This is a genomic window from Marinifilum flexuosum (genome assembly GCF_003610555.1).
GTDB classification, from domain to species: domain Bacteria; phylum Bacteroidota; class Bacteroidia; order Bacteroidales; family Marinifilaceae; genus Marinifilum; species Marinifilum flexuosum.
Genome location: NZ_RAPQ01000008.1, coordinates 247,254 through 264,385 on the forward strand (window position 1 = coordinate 247,254; position 17,132 = coordinate 264,385).

At 37.6% G+C, this 17,132-nt stretch carries 10 protein-coding genes and 1 tRNA gene; 4 read left to right on the forward strand and 7 right to left on the reverse strand.

Translation table 11 applies throughout. From position 1 onward, the window contains the following. Nucleotides 1–28: 28 nt before the first annotated feature. From BXY64_RS01140 to BXY64_RS01150, 3 genes are all read right to left on the reverse strand, one after another. A complete protein-coding gene (locus BXY64_RS01140) occupies nucleotides 29–2,779 on the reverse strand; it encodes a DUF3352 domain-containing protein (protein WP_120238158.1) in 2,751 nt (916 codons plus the stop codon). Nucleotides 2,780–2,979: 200 nt separating this feature from the next. Continuing rightward, nucleotides 2,980–4,539, reverse strand: a complete 1,560-nt coding sequence (amaB, locus tag BXY64_RS01145) for an L-piperidine-6-carboxylate dehydrogenase (RefSeq protein WP_120238159.1) — start codon at nucleotides 4,537–4,539, stop codon at nucleotides 2,980–2,982. A gap of 290 nt (nucleotides 4,540–4,829) precedes the next feature. Next, a complete protein-coding gene (locus tag BXY64_RS01150; protein ID WP_120238160.1) occupies nucleotides 4,830–5,825 on the reverse strand; it encodes a dihydroorotate dehydrogenase-like protein in 996 nt (331 codons plus the stop codon). A 300-nt stretch (nucleotides 5,826–6,125) separates the two neighbouring features. Here BXY64_RS01150 and BXY64_RS01155 point away from each other — a divergent pair, with 300 nt between their 5' ends. Further along, nucleotides 6,126–7,664: an AbgT family transporter gene (locus tag BXY64_RS01155; protein WP_120238161.1), complete on the forward strand. Its 1,539-nt coding sequence runs from the start codon at nucleotides 6,126–6,128 to the stop codon at nucleotides 7,662–7,664. 187 nt (nucleotides 7,665–7,851) lie between these two features. Further along, nucleotides 7,852–7,933 (forward strand) — tRNA-Leu (locus BXY64_RS01160). A 129-nt stretch (nucleotides 7,934–8,062) separates the two neighbouring features. Here the strand turns inward: BXY64_RS01160 and BXY64_RS01165 are convergent. Next, a complete protein-coding gene (locus BXY64_RS01165; RefSeq protein ID WP_120238162.1) occupies nucleotides 8,063–8,776 on the reverse strand; it encodes a hypothetical protein in 714 nt (237 codons plus the stop codon). 181 nt (nucleotides 8,777–8,957) lie between these two features. Further along, entirely contained in the window at nucleotides 8,958–9,353 is a 396-nt protein-coding gene (locus BXY64_RS01170; protein WP_120238163.1) for a hypothetical protein, read from the reverse strand. A gap of 344 nt (nucleotides 9,354–9,697) precedes the next feature. On the opposite strand from BXY64_RS01170, the gene BXY64_RS01175 reads away from it, so the two are divergent. Then, nucleotides 9,698–10,450: a hypothetical protein gene (locus tag BXY64_RS01175; protein WP_211334385.1), complete on the forward strand. Its 753-nt coding sequence runs from the start codon at nucleotides 9,698–9,700 to the stop codon at nucleotides 10,448–10,450. Between the two features lie 503 nt (nucleotides 10,451–10,953). Continuing rightward, nucleotides 10,954–11,400 (forward strand): hypothetical protein, encoded by a 447-nt coding sequence (locus tag BXY64_RS01180; RefSeq protein WP_120238164.1) that lies wholly within the window; start codon nucleotides 10,954–10,956, stop codon nucleotides 11,398–11,400. A gap of 54 nt (nucleotides 11,401–11,454) precedes the next feature. Here the strand turns inward: BXY64_RS01180 and BXY64_RS01185 are convergent, their stop codons facing one another. Together BXY64_RS01185 and BXY64_RS01190 are read right to left on the reverse strand one after the other, a co-directional pair. Continuing rightward, nucleotides 11,455–13,041: a PorP/SprF family type IX secretion system membrane protein gene (locus BXY64_RS01185; RefSeq protein ID WP_120238165.1), complete on the reverse strand. Its 1,587-nt coding sequence runs from the start codon at nucleotides 13,039–13,041 to the stop codon at nucleotides 11,455–11,457. 12 nt (nucleotides 13,042–13,053) lie between these two features. Beyond that, nucleotides 13,054–16,959 carry a gliding motility-associated C-terminal domain-containing protein gene (locus tag BXY64_RS01190; RefSeq protein WP_120238166.1) on the reverse strand — a complete coding sequence of 1,302 codons (3,906 nt, stop codon included), beginning with the start codon at nucleotides 16,957–16,959 and terminating at the stop codon, nucleotides 13,054–13,056. Between the last annotated feature and the right edge of the window lie 173 nt (nucleotides 16,960–17,132).

Consider the following 17,132-nt stretch of genomic DNA (forward strand, 5'->3'; position numbering starts at 1 on the left):
GAATTAGTTGTTATTATTGACAAACGGCCTAGTGTACGGAATAGTTTAACAAGAAGTTGCGATTATCACCTACATAAAGATTAAACGATTTGTTGCCGGCTTTGGCAAAGCCAATTGAAAACTCGGTATTGCCTTTTAAAGGGAAGCCAGAATGATTATTTCCTTTCAAATCAATCAAATAGATTTTGTTTTCGTTTTCGGTACAGATGCCAATTTCTATTTTTCTTCTCGAGAACTTATAAACATTGGGTCTGTAGCTAATTCCTGAATCGAATTTCTTCTCTAGCTTTTGATCTCCAGATGCATCGAAAATTTTAAGGAAATTGTAATCAGCAAATAAATATTCGTTCTTTCCATCGGAGTTTAAATCGGCAGCGGTAAAATAATGCGCTTCCGACAGCTGAGTGAAAGATTTTGATTCTACTTTACCATTAAAATAGATGTAATGAATGTTTCCATTGGTATCACTAGTCACCAATCGATTACTTTGTTTCTCAAGGTAAAAAGGATTGCTCTCCGATTTAGAGAATTGTTTTTTCAGTTTCACCCTTTCAACACCACGACGGTTTAGGATGTAAACCCTAAATTTATCAGCATATACGATGTAGTCTTTACCACCAATTCTAAAATGTTGTATTTCACAGGTAATTGGATTCTCGGCCTTGGCAGGACTCCAACCTTTTATAATCTTACCTTCTTTAGAATAAGCATATACGCGCTGATCCTTACAAGGAATAAAAATGCGGTAGTTTTTGTTCTTGTCGTAATCGAAAATGGCAATGCCACGAGTAGCTTCCGCTTTTAGTCGCACCGGATAATTTTTCACGTAGTTTCCGTTTCTGTCGATTAAGTGCAAATGATTTTTGGTTGCAAAAAGGTATTGTAGCTTGTTATTTTTAAATAGATCAATCTGTTCCACCTTACCAATTATCTGAGAATCCAAAGGCTTTGTCCATAGAATTCTTCCTGCTGGATTTACCAGGTAAATTTGGTTCTGAATATCTTGTACAAAGATTTCATTCTCTTTGGTATAATGATTTTTAACCAGGTAAGGCTTGTGGCGGAAACAAGTGTCAATTCTCGATTCCCAATCGGTTTGCGGTGCCGATTCCAGAACCGGATCGTATTCAATAAACAGGTTGTTGTAAATTAGGTTTCTGTTAGAGCTCAACTGTAAGCCAACTGCCTGAAACTTATTTACACTTTCCTTATGGTTTTGTATTTCAGATTGAAGTTCCTCGTTTAGAAAACTGGTGATAAAACGGTTCGCCTTCGGCGTTGAAGTATAAAAGAAGAAATTTGCTTTATTCGATAGATACTCTTTGTTTTCCTGGTAGTTTTGGTTGCTATCCAAAGTTTTACCCAGAACAGATTCCTGGATAAATTCTGATAGGGCGCTAATGCTTGGCCCCATTACCAAATAGTTATCGATAAAGGTAAAGTAAGCCGATGAGGCATCACTAAAGAAACTACCAAATAACTTTTCTGGTAGTCGATCTTCTGGTAATCGGTAAATGTCAAAAGAAGTTTCAGAATCGAGCTTGTAAGTTCTTTTGTAGTAGGATAGGGTTCGTTCTTGTTTTTTAGCAAAACCAAGAATTGGTTTTAACATCTTCTCTTTTGCAATACTGGCACTCTTTGTGCGGATTACAGTAAACTTTTTATCCGCATTTCCTTCTGCAAAGGCCAATCCTATTTCTTTATAGATGATCGAGAAAATGATCTCTTCAAAATCTTCACCCGTTTTCTTTTTCAGATCATTAATGGCTTTCTGGTAATCGGAAAGTTTTCCCATTTGATCTAAAAACTTGCGATATTTTCCTTTGTGAAGCAGTGGATCATCAATGCCCAACACAGCCAAAACACCAGTTGTAGCTGGCAGAATGGATTCCATTTCCATCTTTACAGGTTCTTGCTGTAAAAACAAGTTCATTAGGTTTCCTTGACTTGGATCGCTATAGGTAAATCCATTCAACAGGATGATTCTGTTTCTGAAACTTAAATCCAGCTCGGTCCAGTTTCCGATGTTGGTATAATTGCGAATAAACTTGCTGTGTTCCTTGTTCAACGAGAAGGAAATTTGTTTTGGAAAAGTCTTTAAATTCAGGAAGATATTCGCATCAACATTTTTGCCAATGGTTCTTCTGATTTGTTCAAATCCTTTGGTTTTAGATATGGAATTATCAGTGCTTAATTGTCGAACCGAGTTTTCCAATAGTAGCATCGATCTGCTGGCCAGGAACAAACCTTTTGAGAAGGTAAAGTGCAATTCTTTTTCCTTTTTACTTGTTGCAGGAATACTGTATATGCTTGTGTTTTGATAATTTCTTTCACGCAAAACCAAGTCTGGTCCAATCCAATTCGAAACAGCAGTTTGTAGTTTCTTTTCCTCCAGATAATCCAGTATTGGCAGAATGTAAAGGTATTCAATGTCATTTTTTCCTTGCAGATGACTGGCTATGGTAAACGATCGGTCGAGTGTAAATTGATGATCCGAATCAATCTTACTAGCCAAACTATCTATGAACTGAAGGTTTTCATTGATTTTTGCAATCTTATCGAAATTTCCTAACTCTTTCCATGCACCGGTATTGTTCTCCAATTTTGTGATTAGATGCTCTAAACTTTCAAACTGAACGATTAATTCGGAGTTCACCGGAATTGCTGAAAAAGGGTCGACGCCTTTGTATTCCTTTTGTTTTTGAAGATATAGGTAGCCTAAAACGATGATTGCCAAAAGCAAAACAATAAAGAAAGAGGTAAGAATTTTTCTCAGCATAGTAAACAGATTGCAAGGTATAGTGTTGCTTCAAAAATAAGAATTTATGCAGTGTTTAAAAAATTATGTGAAAGGCTTTTGTGTCAATGTCTGCTTATTTCGTGAATTAAGAGTTTTGCTAGGTGAAAGCGTGAGTTTTTGATGCAAAAAAGCCCCGACATAGGTCGAGGCTAAATGTTGAAAATTTAGTCTTGGTTGAATTATAAATCAAATTTGATTCCCTGAGCCAATGGCAAGTCAGTTCCAAAGTTTAGGGTATTGGTTTGTCTTCTCATGTAGGTCTTCCAAGAATCGGATCCCGACTCACGACCACCACCAGTTTCTTTCTCACCACCAAAGGCACCACCAATTTCGGCACCCGATGTTCCGATGTTTACATTGGCAATGCCACAATCGCTACCTACAGCAGAAATAAAGGTTTGTGCTTCTCTCATGTTCAGGGTAAATATCGATGAGGATAAACCTTGTGGAACGTTATTGTGCAGCTCAATAGCCTCATCAAGTGTACTGTATTTCATGATGTACAGAACAGGAACAAAAGATTCGTCCTGAACAATTTGCCAATGGTTTTCTACCTCGCAGAATGTTGGTAATACATAGTTTCCTTCCAGTACTTTGTCGCCAAATACAATAGTACCACCCGCTTTCTTCACCTCTGCAATGGCATTTTGGTAAACCTCAACTGCTCCTTCATCAATTACTGGCCCTACCAAAGTGTTTTCGTCAAGCGGATTTCCAATTTTGCTTTTGACTTGCTTGTAGGCACTCAATAAACGGTTCTTCACATCATCATAAATACTTTCATGAATAATCAAACGGCGGGTTGAAGTACAGCGCTGACCTGCTGTTCCAACCGATCCAAACACAATACCCGGAATGGCAATATCCAAATCGGCAGTAGGAGCAACAATAATGGCATTGTTTCCACCCAACTCGGCAATGGTTCTTCCCAAACGAGCACCTACTTTTTCGGCAACTCTCTTACCTATGGCAGTCGATCCGGTAACCGAAATCAACGGCACACGCTTGTCTTCTATAAAATTATCTCCCATTACCGATGATTTTGCAACTACCAGGCTGAAAACACCTTCGGGAACGTTATTTTCTTTTAATACGTTTTGAATGATTTTATGACAGGCAATGGCACAAAGTGGCACTTTCGAACTAGGCTTCCAAATTACAACATCACCACAAACTGCCGCAATCATGGCATTCCAAGCCCAAACGGCAACGGGGAAATTAAATGCAGAAATTACACCAACCAATCCCAATGGGTGATACTGATCCATCATTTTGTGATCTGGTCTTTCCGAATGCATGGTAAATCCGTATAGCATTCTTGACTGACCCACTGCAAAGTCGCAAATGTCAATCATTTCCTGAACTTCGCCCAAACCTTCCTGGTAAATTTTACCCATTTCGAGGGTAACCAGTTTGCCCAAATCCTCTTTGGCATCGCGTAGTGCATTTCCAATTTGTCTAACGATTTCGCCACGTTTTGGTGCTGGCATTTTTCTCCAAACCTTAAATGCTTCCTGAGCTTTTACCAGAACTTTTTCATAATCATCCTTATCGGCATTTTTAACTTTTGCAATAAGCGATCCGTCAATAGGAGAGTAGGATTCAGTGATATCTCCCTTGCAATCGAACCATTCAGTTCCAGTTGATACTCCGGCATTTACATCTGAAATACCTAGTCGATTTAGTGTTTCTTGTACTCCAAAATTCTTTTTGAGCTCTTGTGAAGTTGTAATTTCCATCTGATTATGAATTTATTGTGGTATTAAGGGTTAAACTTGAGAAGAATACAATTTAATAAAACTAAATCTAAATAGTAATGATTTTTATCAGTTTATTTCAAAGACTTTGATTCTAAGTTCGCGAATTTCAAATGGTGTGTCTTTTGCAATCACTGAAAAGCGAAAAAGCTACAGGTTTTAATCCTTAATGCAGGAAATTGATAAGGTTTTTAGGAATATAATTCACTAAAAAAGCCCGAACCAATAAATTGATTCGGGCATGCTGTATTTTAAAATGAAAATAAAAGATTCTAGTGCATAATGAAGTTTCTAAAATGCTTCATGAACTGTACTCTTTGGTAGGCTGCAGGATCATTAGCATTCGACTGACACATCTTTCCTTTAAAGTCACGAATGTTTTCAAATCCCTGATCTTCCATCCAAGAGTAAACTTCTTTCAATAAAATATCAATGTATTCTGGTCCGTTTTTGTAAATAACAGAAGCCAACTGAACGGCATCTGCACCAACCAAAATGTGCTTGATAATGCTTTCTGAAGTATGAATACCAGTAGTTCCTGCCAATGAACACTTCACTCTATCCGACATGATTCCAATCCATCTTAATGAATTTTTGTAATCATCAGAATGAGAAAGAACCTGTCCGTTGGTAATACCCAGGTTATGAATATCGATATCAGGACTGTAAAAACGGTTGAACATTACAATTCCATCAGCATCCATATCATCCAGTTTTTTCACCATATTGGCCAGGTTCGAATGGTAAGGACTAATTTTTAATGAAACAGGAATGGCAACCTGATCTTTAACGGTTTTCAAAACATCGAAATAAATTTTCTCGTTTTCTTCGCCTGATCTGTTCATATCAGTTGGCAAAACAAACAAGTTGATCTCCATTGCATCGGCACCTGCTTTTTCAATTTCTCTCGAGAAATAGGTCCACTTTTCAGCACTAACACAGTTGATACTTGCAATTACAGGAATCGATAAGGCAGCTTTGGCCTCTTCAATCAATCTTAAGTACTTGCGAAGAATATCCTCATGTGGCTCTTCCTGCATGTAGTCAAAAGTCTCCGGATAAATGTAAGGACGACTTGTCATGGCATGCATTTGTTCTTCCATTTCCATGATGATTTCTTCTTCGAAAAGAGATTTTAGAACAACGGCACCTGCACCATTTTCTTCTAATTCCACTAATTTTTCTACCGAATCAGTTAAACCAGAGCTGGCAACAATAATTGGATTTTTTAAATCTAGTCCTAGGTAGTTTGTAGTTAAGTTAGGCATATCAGTTAAAGTTTTGTTTGTGTGATTTTCTATCAAATTTAATTGGGGAAACAGTTTATTACAAATCAATAATCTTTATACTAAGATAGAAAATCCTGATGTCAATGTTCTGCCTGTGGCTGTTTAAATTAAGTTTTGCACTAAAAATCAGAAGATAAGGCCAAAATCAACAATAAAGGAAATAGATATAGGAATGGAAATGTTAAGCTTACAATTCTTCTTGCAGTATAATTCTTTTTTCACTTTTTTTGTGGCTTCACATGAATTGACAACAAATAAAACCAACCTTAACTGATTAAAATGGAGAAGAGTGTAGAGAAAAAGAGAAGTTGGACCGATAGGTTTCTGAATGTAACGGAGAAATTCGGAAATGCCTTACCGCATCCGGCTACCTTATTTGCAATTTTTGCTGTAATGGCAATTTTATTATCGGGATTGGCATCCCTATTCGGATGGCAGGCAGTTCATCCAGGTACAAAAGAAACCATCGAGGTGGTAAATCTATTGTCCATTGAAGGATTGCATCGCATTCTGGTAGAAATGGTAGATAACTTTACCGGATTTGCTCCATTAGGAATTGTAATGGTTGCTATGTTGGGGATTGGTATTGCTGAGAGTAGCGGTTTAATAGGAACGCTAATTCGCAAACTGGTACTGTCGGCTCCTAAAAAGATGCTAACTTTTGTATTGGTATTAGCTGGTATCTTATCGAATACAGCTTCGGATGTAGGATATGTACTTTTAATTCCTTTGGCAGGGATCATTTTCGTAGCGGTTGATCGACATCCAATTGCTGGTATGGCAGCTGCTTTTGCTGGTGTGTCTGGTGGATTCTCGGCCAACTTAATCCTGGGAACCATCGATCCTTTGATTGCGGGTCTTTCGCAAGAGGCTGCTCGCATTGTTGATCCTACGGTTACGGTAAATCCAACCGCCAACTATTACTTTATGGTGGCTTCTACCTTTGTAATTGCCATTGTGGGTACTTTGGTTACCGATAAATTAATTGAACCTCGATTGGGTGTATATAAAGATGCAGATTTACACAAGGAAGAAATTCATGACATTACCGATTTAGAGCGCAGAGGCTTACGTTGGGCTTTATATGTAGTGATTTTCCTGACTGCCATTACCCTTTGGGGATTGATTCCGGAAGACGGATTCTTTAGAGGTGCAGATGGTGGATTCTTAACTTCTCCTTTAATTAAAGGGGTAGTAGCCTTGCTATTTTTAGGAGCAGGAGGATGTGGTATTGCTTACGGATTTGGAGCCAAAGTTTTCAAAAACGATGCAGATATCATGAAGGGAATGGCAAAATCGATGCAATCCCTTGCCGGATACTATGTACTTGTATTTTTTGCAGCGCAATTTGTTGCCTATTTCAAATGGTCGAATTTAGGGGTAATTATGGCCATTAAAGGGGCAGGAGCGCTTATGGCTGCCGAAATCGGTATGATTCCATTAATGATTCTTTTCGTGCTTCTATCGGCACTTATTAATATGCTTATGGGATCGGCATCGGCAAAATGGGCCATCATGGCACCAATTTTCATCCCGATGTTTATGCTGATGGGTTATTCTCCGGAATTGTCGCAAGTAGTATACCGAATAGGGGATAGTGTTACCAATGTAATTTCTCCGATGATGAGTTTCTTCGCTCTAATCATTGCTTATTTCCAGAAATACGAAAAGAATGCAGGTATCGGAACCATTATTGCCACCATGTTGCCATATTCGGTTGCATTTTTCGTGGTTTGGGTGATTGTTTTGATGGTTTGGATTCTTCTAGGATTGCCATTGGGACCAGGAGCAGGCCTTGAATACAGTATGCCGCAATAAAATTTCAAAAAAAAATGCTGCTCAAATGAAAGATTTATTTTGAGTGTAAAAATATGAATCTCAGTACTTGTGGGGCTTTCCGCCTCATGTGCTGGGATTTTTTTATCACTTTTTTTTCAAAAAAATGCAGTTTTTGTTTTGCGAGAATCAAACAAAGGTCTATATTTGCATCGCATTCAAAAGCAATGCCCAGGTGGCGGAATTGGTAGACGCGCTGGTCTCAAACACCAGTGGGGCAACCCGTGCCGGTTCGATCCCGGCCCTGGGTACTAAAAAAATCCTTTCGATGATATTCGGAAGGATTTTTTTTATGCCATTTTCAATGTAAATGATCTTGGTCTAAAAATATGCGAATGGCAACCGCTTGTATATTTAAATTGGCTTGTAAGACGAAACTATTATTCCCCGGTACTTGTTTCCTCCACTACACTTTCTGTTTCTTCTTCTTCGTTATGCGATGTTGATTTGCTTGAACCAAACAAAACATAGTCATTATAGAATGCTTCGTTCTTGTGTTCCCATATTCTTTTTCCTACATCACAAAGTTCCGAAATCATCTTATAAAGTTCGCTACCCTTATTTAGGCGTTCTACGCTTTTTTGTTCGCGAATCGCTATGGCATCGGCCTGAGCATCTATGGCATCATCCAGTGCCTTGGTAGCGGTTTCGGCAGCGGTAAAATCCTCAATGGTTAAATTCCGCTTCGCCAATTCATCAGGCATTAACCTGGCGGTTTTAATTACATGCGATGCATAAGGAATTAACTCTTTATCGTTAAGTTTCTTTAAGCCAGTAAATCGAAACATTTTGTATTCTTTCGTATGCTCACCCAAAGCCAATTTCGATTTAAATGCAAACTCACCAAGAATTTCTACCAATTTGCCTTTGCAATTCTCTTTTTTGTTGGTGGCCAATACCTTTTGTCCTTCCCAAAACATATCCGATTCTACCTCTTTAAAGGCAAGACATTTTGCGGCAACCTCTTCGTGAACATTTTCGGCATAGCCATACTTTTGAAATTCTGTGATATCGCGCTGTACAACCATAGCAACTCTATCGGCACGTTGTATTAATTCAGGATAGCTTAAATTAATTGACTTATTTTCTTTCATAGTTTTAATTTTCAATTGTAATAGTATTGATTTTTTGAAAGTATTAAGTTATTAATAAAAACCAAATTAAACAATTATGTAACGATTGTATGATTGATTAAGTTTTTGTGTCATTAAAACTTTGTGAAAATATTATAAAACTTAAAAGTGAAAAACTATCCTTTTGTAATGGTTTAATATGCTAGGGTTTAGTTTGAGTAAGAGTTTTGGTGTATTGAGTGGTTTTAATTGTTTGAATGTAGTTTTTAATGCGTTTTTGGTACATGCTAAGGCATAATTTAGTAGTTGTTTTGTATGTAATTATGAATATCAAATAAAACCCCTTAGAAGTTGCCAATCCCGCCTTACGACCTGCCAACCCCGCCTTAGAAGTTGCCAATCCCGCCTTACGATCTGCCAACCCCGCCATAGAAGTTGCCAATCCCACCTTACGATCTGCCAACCCCGCCTTAGAAGTTGCCAATCCCACCTTACGATCTGCCAACCCCGCCTTAGGAGTTACCAAACTCGCCTTACGACCTGCCAACCTCGCCATAGATGTTGTTAAACCCGCCATACGAACTGCCAATCCCGCCATAGAAGTTAATAAACCCGACGGGAATGGCAACAAATAATACGGGATTGACAGAAAATAGGGCGGGGCCAGAAGTAAGTAAGTTGGCATTGGCAGTATCTAAGCCAAAAGTGTAAGAAAATAACCCAAGAAGAGCAGAAAATACATAGGCGAGTTTAATTGGTAGGCCAAAAAGAACAATACCTAAGCCAAGGCTAGCAAAAAATAGTGCGGGAATATCAAGAAATAGGCTTGCAATGGCAGACAATAATGGAAAATTACTGAATGCAATATAACCTGTCAGTTTTTTTTAACCTGACAGGTATTGTAAATTTATGAATTCTTCCTTCCATATAAATTCTTTGGAAATGAATGGATCAAGTATATTTGCACTCATTAAAACACACAACACTAATACTAACAATAAACAATTGATGAGAGAGATGAGCATAGATCTTATATTCATGCTAACCAGGGATGATAAAACAGTACAAGATGCCAGACAGTATGTGAAGGAAATTGTGGCAGAGGGCGTAAAACATATCGGTTTTAAGGATGTGGGTTTGCCTTTTGAAGATCTGAAAGAATTAACACAGGATTTGAGGCAGGCAGGAGTAACGGTTTATTTGGAAGTGGTAAGTTTAGATTCGGAGAGCGAAATTAACTCAGCAAAGGTGGCAATGGATTTAAATGTAGATTACCTGTTGGGAGGCACAAGACCAGAGTTAATTGCACCTTTGGTGAAAGATCATTCATTAAAATATTATCCTTTTGTAGGTCGCGTTGAAGATCACCCAAGTATTTTGAAGGGAAGTATTACTGAAATAGCTACACAAGCCGAAGAAATAACCAGTCTTGATGGTGTAGATGGTTTGGATTTATTGGCTTACCGCCACGTAGAGGAAGATATTCCAAGCTTAATTAAAGAAGTATGTAAACTATCAAAAAAGCCGATAATTGTAGCTGGCAGTATTGATAGTGTATCGAGGATAGAAGCAGTTAAAGCTACCAAGGCTGCTGCCTTTACAGTTGGAACGGCAGCCTTTGAACGATCATTCCCTGCCAACAGATCAGGGGTTGGAGGACAGGTTGAATGTATTCTAAAAACTTGTGCAAGTTAAACTCGAAAAAATCCAACAATCAGTAAAGTTTTCACATTCTTTAACACTTCTTCTCATTTGTTAACGCAAATGTTAAATACATTTGTTACAGACAAAAGAGATAGATTAGGTTTTTTCATAGAATAATAGATTAGGAGTTTAAATAGATTACCCGGCTTACCAGCCGGGTTTTTTATTTTGTATACATTTCTAGAAAACGGAGCTTAAGTTTCTTTAACTTCCTTTGAGACCATTTAACGATTAAATGAGATACTTTTACAATAGAGAAAACAAACAAGTAGTTTCTCTTAGATTTAGGTTAGTAAATAGTGGTTAGTAAAGAAAGCTTAGGGTGGTGCCTAAGCTTTTTTCGTTTGTAGCAAGTACTTGTATACTGCACCATGTGCAAGGAATTTTGGCTGGGACGAAATTTAATTTAAACAAAATATAGAATTAAGTGAACATATTTTGTAGATTTGTATATCAATTAACAGTTTAATCTTTATTAATATAAAATCCCAACCATGAAAAAATCAATAGTTATATTATTTGTGCTGATTGGATTTTCATTAAGTGCACAGAATACGAAACTTGAAGTATTGAAAGAATTTGTTGCAGGTTCAATAAGTTTTAATGATGAATTTGCAGATTTAGGACAGCCGATTGTTACCATCAATAAATTAGCAGAAAAGCAAGCTGATAAAACAATTGACTTGACTAAAGACAATATCAAAGAAACATTGGAGCTTGCTAAAACCTACAAAACATGTATTATTACTGTTGGTGTACATACCATTGTAAAAATTACCGATTTTGAGAATTGCAGTCCAAGTGGTGCTTGGGGAGCAAGTATGCCAATGGCAAAAGGATATGTTCAGAAAGCTGGAGTTTTGAACGAGAAGAATGACTATATCAAAAACATTATTGGTCGTCCAGGATCTCAGGAAAGAAAAGTTTTTCTTTTTAAATAAAGAAATCAAAATAATTAAAAAGCCCGATATGAATTCATATCGGGCTTTTTGTTCTTATTGGTAGTCGTAAATTTCGAAAGTAACACGTCTGTTGTTGGCCCTGCTTTGATTGTCGGTATTAGCTACAACCGGATTGCTTTCTCCGTGCGGAATAATGATAATTCGATTGTCTGGAACACCATTTAAAATTAAATAGTTTTTAACCGTTGTAAGGCGTTTATAGGCCAATTCGATATTCGAATCATCGGAGCCAATATCATCAGTATGACCATGCATTTTAAGAATGTAAGAATTGTTTTCTACCATCATTTTGATAACGGTAACCAGTTTCCTGCGAGAATATTCGGTTAATTCATATTTACCGAAGGCAAAATAGATATTTTCCAATCGCTCTTCCATTTCGATTCTTTCCTCCTTTTGTTCAGGACAGCCATTGTTTGCTGCAATACCAGGAATCTCAGGACAGTAATCTTCACTATCTACCACGCCATCCTGATCAGAATCAACAGGACAACCATTTTCATCAACAATATAGAAAGGTGGAGTTCCGGGACAATCGTCTTTTTCATCAGGTACACCATCCCGATCTTCATCGCTCATTTTCTCTTCTTTCTCCATTTGTTCCAGTTCGTGGCGCAAGCGGTCAATCTTTTTGTATTTCTCAGCCAATAACGATTTTAATGTGCTTACATCATTGTCTAGAATCCTTTCCGGTTCTCTTTTCTTTTTTGATTTTAATCGATATCCGATGAGGAATTCATGATTATTGGATGAATACCTTCCTGTTTTTTGGATGCCAATATCGTATGAATATCCAATTACAAAGTTTTTTAATACATTCACACCGACATTTAATCCAACCGAAAAATCGTCTCTGTAATTCACTGCGAACCAACCTTTGTCTGCAAGCTTGGCAATTACATTTACATCGAACTGAACAGGAGAGCTATCTGCATATCTCATCATAAGGTATGGAGTAACACTCAAATCTCTAATGCGCGGAATTTTAAACTCGTAACCTCCGCTTAGCATGGCATGACGAACCAGGTTGTATGATGATTCAGATCCATCCCTGCTTTCACTTACCGAATTGTTTAAAAGTTGTGGAATGGTTAAACCCACCACCACATTTTTATAGGTGTAATACAAACCCATATTTGCCATGAGTTCGGTATTTTTAAAATCTGTATTAATCAGGTAAGGATCGTCAGGGTTTGCTCTTAAATCGTTCATGTTTACCCTAAAATCGGATATTCCGGCAGATAGACCAAACCTTAAAAAGTGATCGGTAGCAATTTCAAGCCTGTAAGAATAGCTTGCCAGGGCTTGTGTATTGTCAAAAATTCCAACATTGTCGTTTACCAAACTAAAACCAAGTCCGTATTTTGCTTCTTTCAAAGCTGCATCGGCAGTAAAAACATGTGTAACCTGACCGCCATCAAAATCAGCAAATTTCTGATTCCTTAACAGGTATGCATTAAACAAGTTGTTCGCTCCTGCAGCAGCAGGATTGTACACTGTTGGATTGATATAGTATTGGTCGAGCAAGGGAACCTGCTGCGCCTTTAGCTTATTTTCGCAGAAACAAACCAGAATAAAAATGAATATCGGAATATATTTAGTAACGTAAAATTGTTTCATTGTTGAGTGGTTTTAATTTCCCAGAATTGATAAGCTTCCTTTTACAGGTTTAATTTCTCCTGATTCAAATTCAATTAGATAATAGTATGCACCATTAGGCAGAATTGAACCATTAAAGCTTCCTTTCCAATCGTTTTGATATGATTTGGAGTGGTAAACTTCCTGACCGTAGATATTAAAAACATATACTTCCGGGTTTCCCAGACTCGGGTCGTAATGAATTTTCCAGGTATCATTTATTCCATCTCCATTAGGAGTTAAAGCGTTGTTAACAATGATTTTCTGATCTTCATCCAGTTTTATTTCAACCAATTGTCCGGCATCAGAAGAGCGACAGGCATTTCCATCAACTACCAAAACCTGGTAGGTGCCAGATTCAAGATTGGTAAGTTCATAAACCGGATTATCGCTTGTTGTAGTTTCTCCCGGATTAATGATGTAAGTATAAGGAGCAACTCCATCCGAAACCGAAATTACCAGGTTACCATCGTATCCCGTGTGCACATCGGTGCTAACAATCTGCAATTTTGGATTGCTTTGTAATGTGTAGTTAGGTTTTGCTGCAATTAGCTTATCACTACAATTTCCAATGCTTACAAACAAGTTAGAGTTGATGTTTGGAACAATATCTTCAAATACTATTGGACCTCCATCTCCAATAATTTCCGAGAGGATGTTATCACCATCCTGAAGAATGTATTCAATGCCAGAAATTGTATTGGTTAATTCAATATCAATGGCTTCCCCTTCGCAAAACTCTTCAGGAGTAGCAAAGTTTTCAACGGAATTGGTACTGATATCAGGAACTGTAATCAATTTGGTATTGTCAAGAGCAAGCGGATTAGTACAAACCATTTCGTGAGCGTACACCGTGTATGTACTGCTAGTGCTCGGATATTGTTCTGGAAATTGAATGGTGCCACCATTTCCAACTACATTGGGTTCGATTAACTTGCTGCCATCATGCAATTGATAAAAAATATCAGCTTGACTGTTTTCTACCGAAATAACTACCTCTTCGCCAGCACAAATGGTATCGCGATTGCTTAAAATGGTTTTGCTGATTTCAGGAGAATGGTGAACATCAACATCAACCGTATATCGAATGTCAACCGGAGCCAAACATCTTTCTCCTAATGCTTCAATTCTATAGGTGGTTGAATTGGCAGGAGCTGTTGGTTCAAAGTTGACTGTTTCGTTGTTACCTGTTATAGGAGATCCAATGGCTGTGTTTCCTTCCCAAAGCTGATATTGAACTCTTGTGTCGGTTGGAGTTAGTGAAACAACAACTTGCTCGCCTTCACAAATGGTATGTTTGTCGATTGTAGGATGCAGGTGAATTTCAGGTTGTAAACCCACATTAACTCTTATGCTTTCATCTAGGTATTGCTGAGTTCCACAGGCTTCGTTTGTAGCAATTACCTGGTAGGTTACCGAACGGAAAGGTGAGAACTCGGGAAATGATAAGGCTGATCCTGTTCCATCAACAGGATCTCCTTCCAAATAGGTACCATCAAAAAGTTGATATTTTACGCCTACCTCACTTGAATCAATGGAGATAATGGTGTTTTCTCCAACACAAATTTCAGGTTCTGAAATGCTAACATCCATTGTTGTAACTGGCAATGGAACCACAGTTAAATCATATGTGTTTTGTAAGTCAAGTCTGTCATTACATCCAGTCATGGTAGTTTCCACAATGTAGCTTGTGCTTGTTGTTGGCGAAACCGAGGTGAAGTTAAGTGTTCCACTATTTCCGGTTGCCATGTCCAAAACAGATCCAGTTTGATCCTTTAACCAATAAGATAATCCTGATTCAGAATTTTCAACTGAAATTACCACAGGAGTATTTAAACTTTCACAAATCTGATTGTGATCTGCTGTAACTGCTAAGTCGAGTTTTGGTCCTGTGTTTACAGTAATGTTACTGGTGTTTGGATAAACAACAGGAGAGGTGCACAGTAAGTTTTGTGCTTGAATACTTAGTGTTTGAGATTGCTTAGGCTTAATAAAGATACTTATGTCAGTGCCATTGCCTTCAACTTCTCCTAACTTGCCTTCAATACTACCAATCACTTCATACTTGATTGTATTTTCGCTTCCGGTAATGGTGACTGCAATAATTTCACCTTCGCAAATTTCAGCAGGATCAACAGCATAACTAATTGTTCCTGCTGGTTGTGGATATACGGTAACTGTGACTTGATTGGTGAATTCGTATACGGTTGAACAGGTAGATTTTATGGCATCTACCAGGTAATTGGTAGTGCTAAGCGGACTAACTGCTGGAAAATCGATTTGACTGCCATTGCCAGCAATAGGAGTGCCAATGTTTCCAGATGCATCCTTCAACTGATATTGTACATCGTTTTCAGTGTTTTCAATACTGAAAATTGTTGATTCACCTTCACAAATTTCAGCAGGAATCGCCTTTACAACAAGATCCAAATCAGGTTTAGGATTTACAGTAATCGTTGATTTCTGATTTAAAGTATTTACAGTGCTACAATTGTTTTTGATTGCTTGAACTTCGTAAGTTTTCGAAGAATTTGGCGAAAGATTAAACTCAATACTTCCTCCGTTTCCAGTTATGCTTGGTCCTATTGTTGAGATTCCATCAAACAATTGATAATTTACATCATTTTCACTTCCATCAACGAATATTGAAATGTTCTCACCTTCACAAATGTCAGCAAAATTTGGAGTTACATTAAGCGTGATATCGGCTTGGGGATTTACTTTAATCTCAATGGTGTTATCCAGGTTTTTAGTTTCAGAACACTCTGTTGAGTTAATTTCAACATGATATGTGGTAGTTGCATTAGGGCTTACTTCTGCAAAAGAAATAGAATTTCCATCGCCTGTTACTGGAGTTCCTACCGGGTTTGTTCCATCAGTAAGTTGATATTCGACTCCATTTTCCGATTCCTCTAAACGAATCACAGCAGTTTCGCCAAGACAAAGCTCGGTATCATCAGCATTTAAATTGATATCTGTTCTTGGGGTTGTTCCGACTGTTACCAATATTTTTTGATCCAGGTTGTAATAGTTCAGACAACTAGGGCCAAAAGCTCTAAGGGTATATAGCTCTGTACTGGTTGGCGTTAATGTAAATACCAGGTTGCTGCCATTCCCCGTTAATGGTCCCGCAATATATGTACTACCATCAAATATTTGGTAGTCAATTCCAATCTCTGAATTTTCTATGGTAATGTTTACCGATTCTCTTATACAGATTTGATTGTTATCTGCGTAGGCAACCAAGTCAATTTTTGGAGCAGCTGCCACATTAATTGAGGTAGTATTGTTTAGCATGATTTGATCGTAACAAGAACCACCAGCTACAAATATCTGGTAAGTCGTGTTGCTGGCCGGAAAAACTTGTGGAAATTGGATTGTTCCTCCATTCCCAGCTATTGCTGGAGGAAAGTCATCAGGTCCATTATTTAAAAGGTAAGTGTAGCCAGATTCAGTGTTGTCAACCGAAATGATTACGCCTTCGCCTTTACAGATCTGTGTTTCCGATGCTGACACTAACAAATTTAAATTAGGTCCAGAGCTAACAGTTACAGTAATGGTTTCTGTCAGATTAACGCTTTCGCTGGTATTTGTATTGGTAGCCGTAATGCTATATGTTGTTGTTACACTTGGTTTTGAGTTAAACGATATTTGAGAGCCTGTCCCGTTAATTGGAGCACCCTCATTTACACCATCGGCTTTAAGTTGGTATTCAACACCAACTTCGCTACTTGCTAAAAAAATACTTATTACTTCTCCTTCGCAAATTGCTGATTTATCAATGCTTATGTCAATCGAATTATCAGGTGGTACCTGAGCTGCAATTGCAATAAATTGGTTGGAAAATAGCAAGTAAACAAATAAAAGAGTAGTATGTAGATAGGGGTAGAAATGCTTCATTCAATAGATTTAGGTTATAGTGGATTTATTAAGCTTATAATTAATTGTTTTCTGAAAAAATAGTTGAATGAGAAATGAATTCAATATATCTTCTTTAATATTTTGATTTTTTTAAGATTTTAAACAATTTATTAATACGATTAATAAGTAGATTTGTTTGTTTAATCTTTCTG

What these genes read in the sequence shown, in the direction of transcription:
- BXY64_RS01150 (WP_120238160.1), bottom strand. Translation starts at nt 5,825, where the DNA reads ATGCCTAACTTAACTACAAACTACCTAGGACTAGATTTAAAAAATCCA.
- amaB (WP_120238159.1), bottom strand. Translation starts at nt 4,539, where the DNA reads ATGGAAATTACAACTTCACAAGAGCTCAAAAAGAATTTTGGAGTACAA.
- BXY64_RS01140 (WP_120238158.1), bottom strand. Translation starts at nt 2,779, where the DNA reads ATGCTGAGAAAAATTCTTACCTCTTTCTTTATTGTTTTGCTTTTGGCA.
- BXY64_RS01170 (WP_120238163.1), bottom strand. Translation starts at nt 9,353, where the DNA reads ATGGCGGGATTGGCAGTTCGTATGGCGGGTTTAACAACATCTATGGCG.
- BXY64_RS01190 (WP_120238166.1), bottom strand. Translation starts at nt 16,959, where the DNA reads ATGAAGCATTTCTACCCCTATCTACATACTACTCTTTTATTTGTTTAC.
- BXY64_RS01185 (WP_120238165.1), bottom strand. Translation starts at nt 13,041, where the DNA reads ATGAAACAATTTTACGTTACTAAATATATTCCGATATTCATTTTTATT.
- BXY64_RS01180 (WP_120238164.1), top strand. Translation starts at nt 10,954, where the DNA reads ATGAAAAAATCAATAGTTATATTATTTGTGCTGATTGGATTTTCATTA.
- BXY64_RS01175 (WP_211334385.1), top strand. Translation starts at nt 9,698, where the DNA reads ATGAATGGATCAAGTATATTTGCACTCATTAAAACACACAACACTAAT.
- BXY64_RS01165 (WP_120238162.1), bottom strand. Translation starts at nt 8,776, where the DNA reads ATGAAAGAAAATAAGTCAATTAATTTAAGCTATCCTGAATTAATACAA.
- BXY64_RS01155 (WP_120238161.1), top strand. Translation starts at nt 6,126, where the DNA reads ATGGAGAAGAGTGTAGAGAAAAAGAGAAGTTGGACCGATAGGTTTCTG.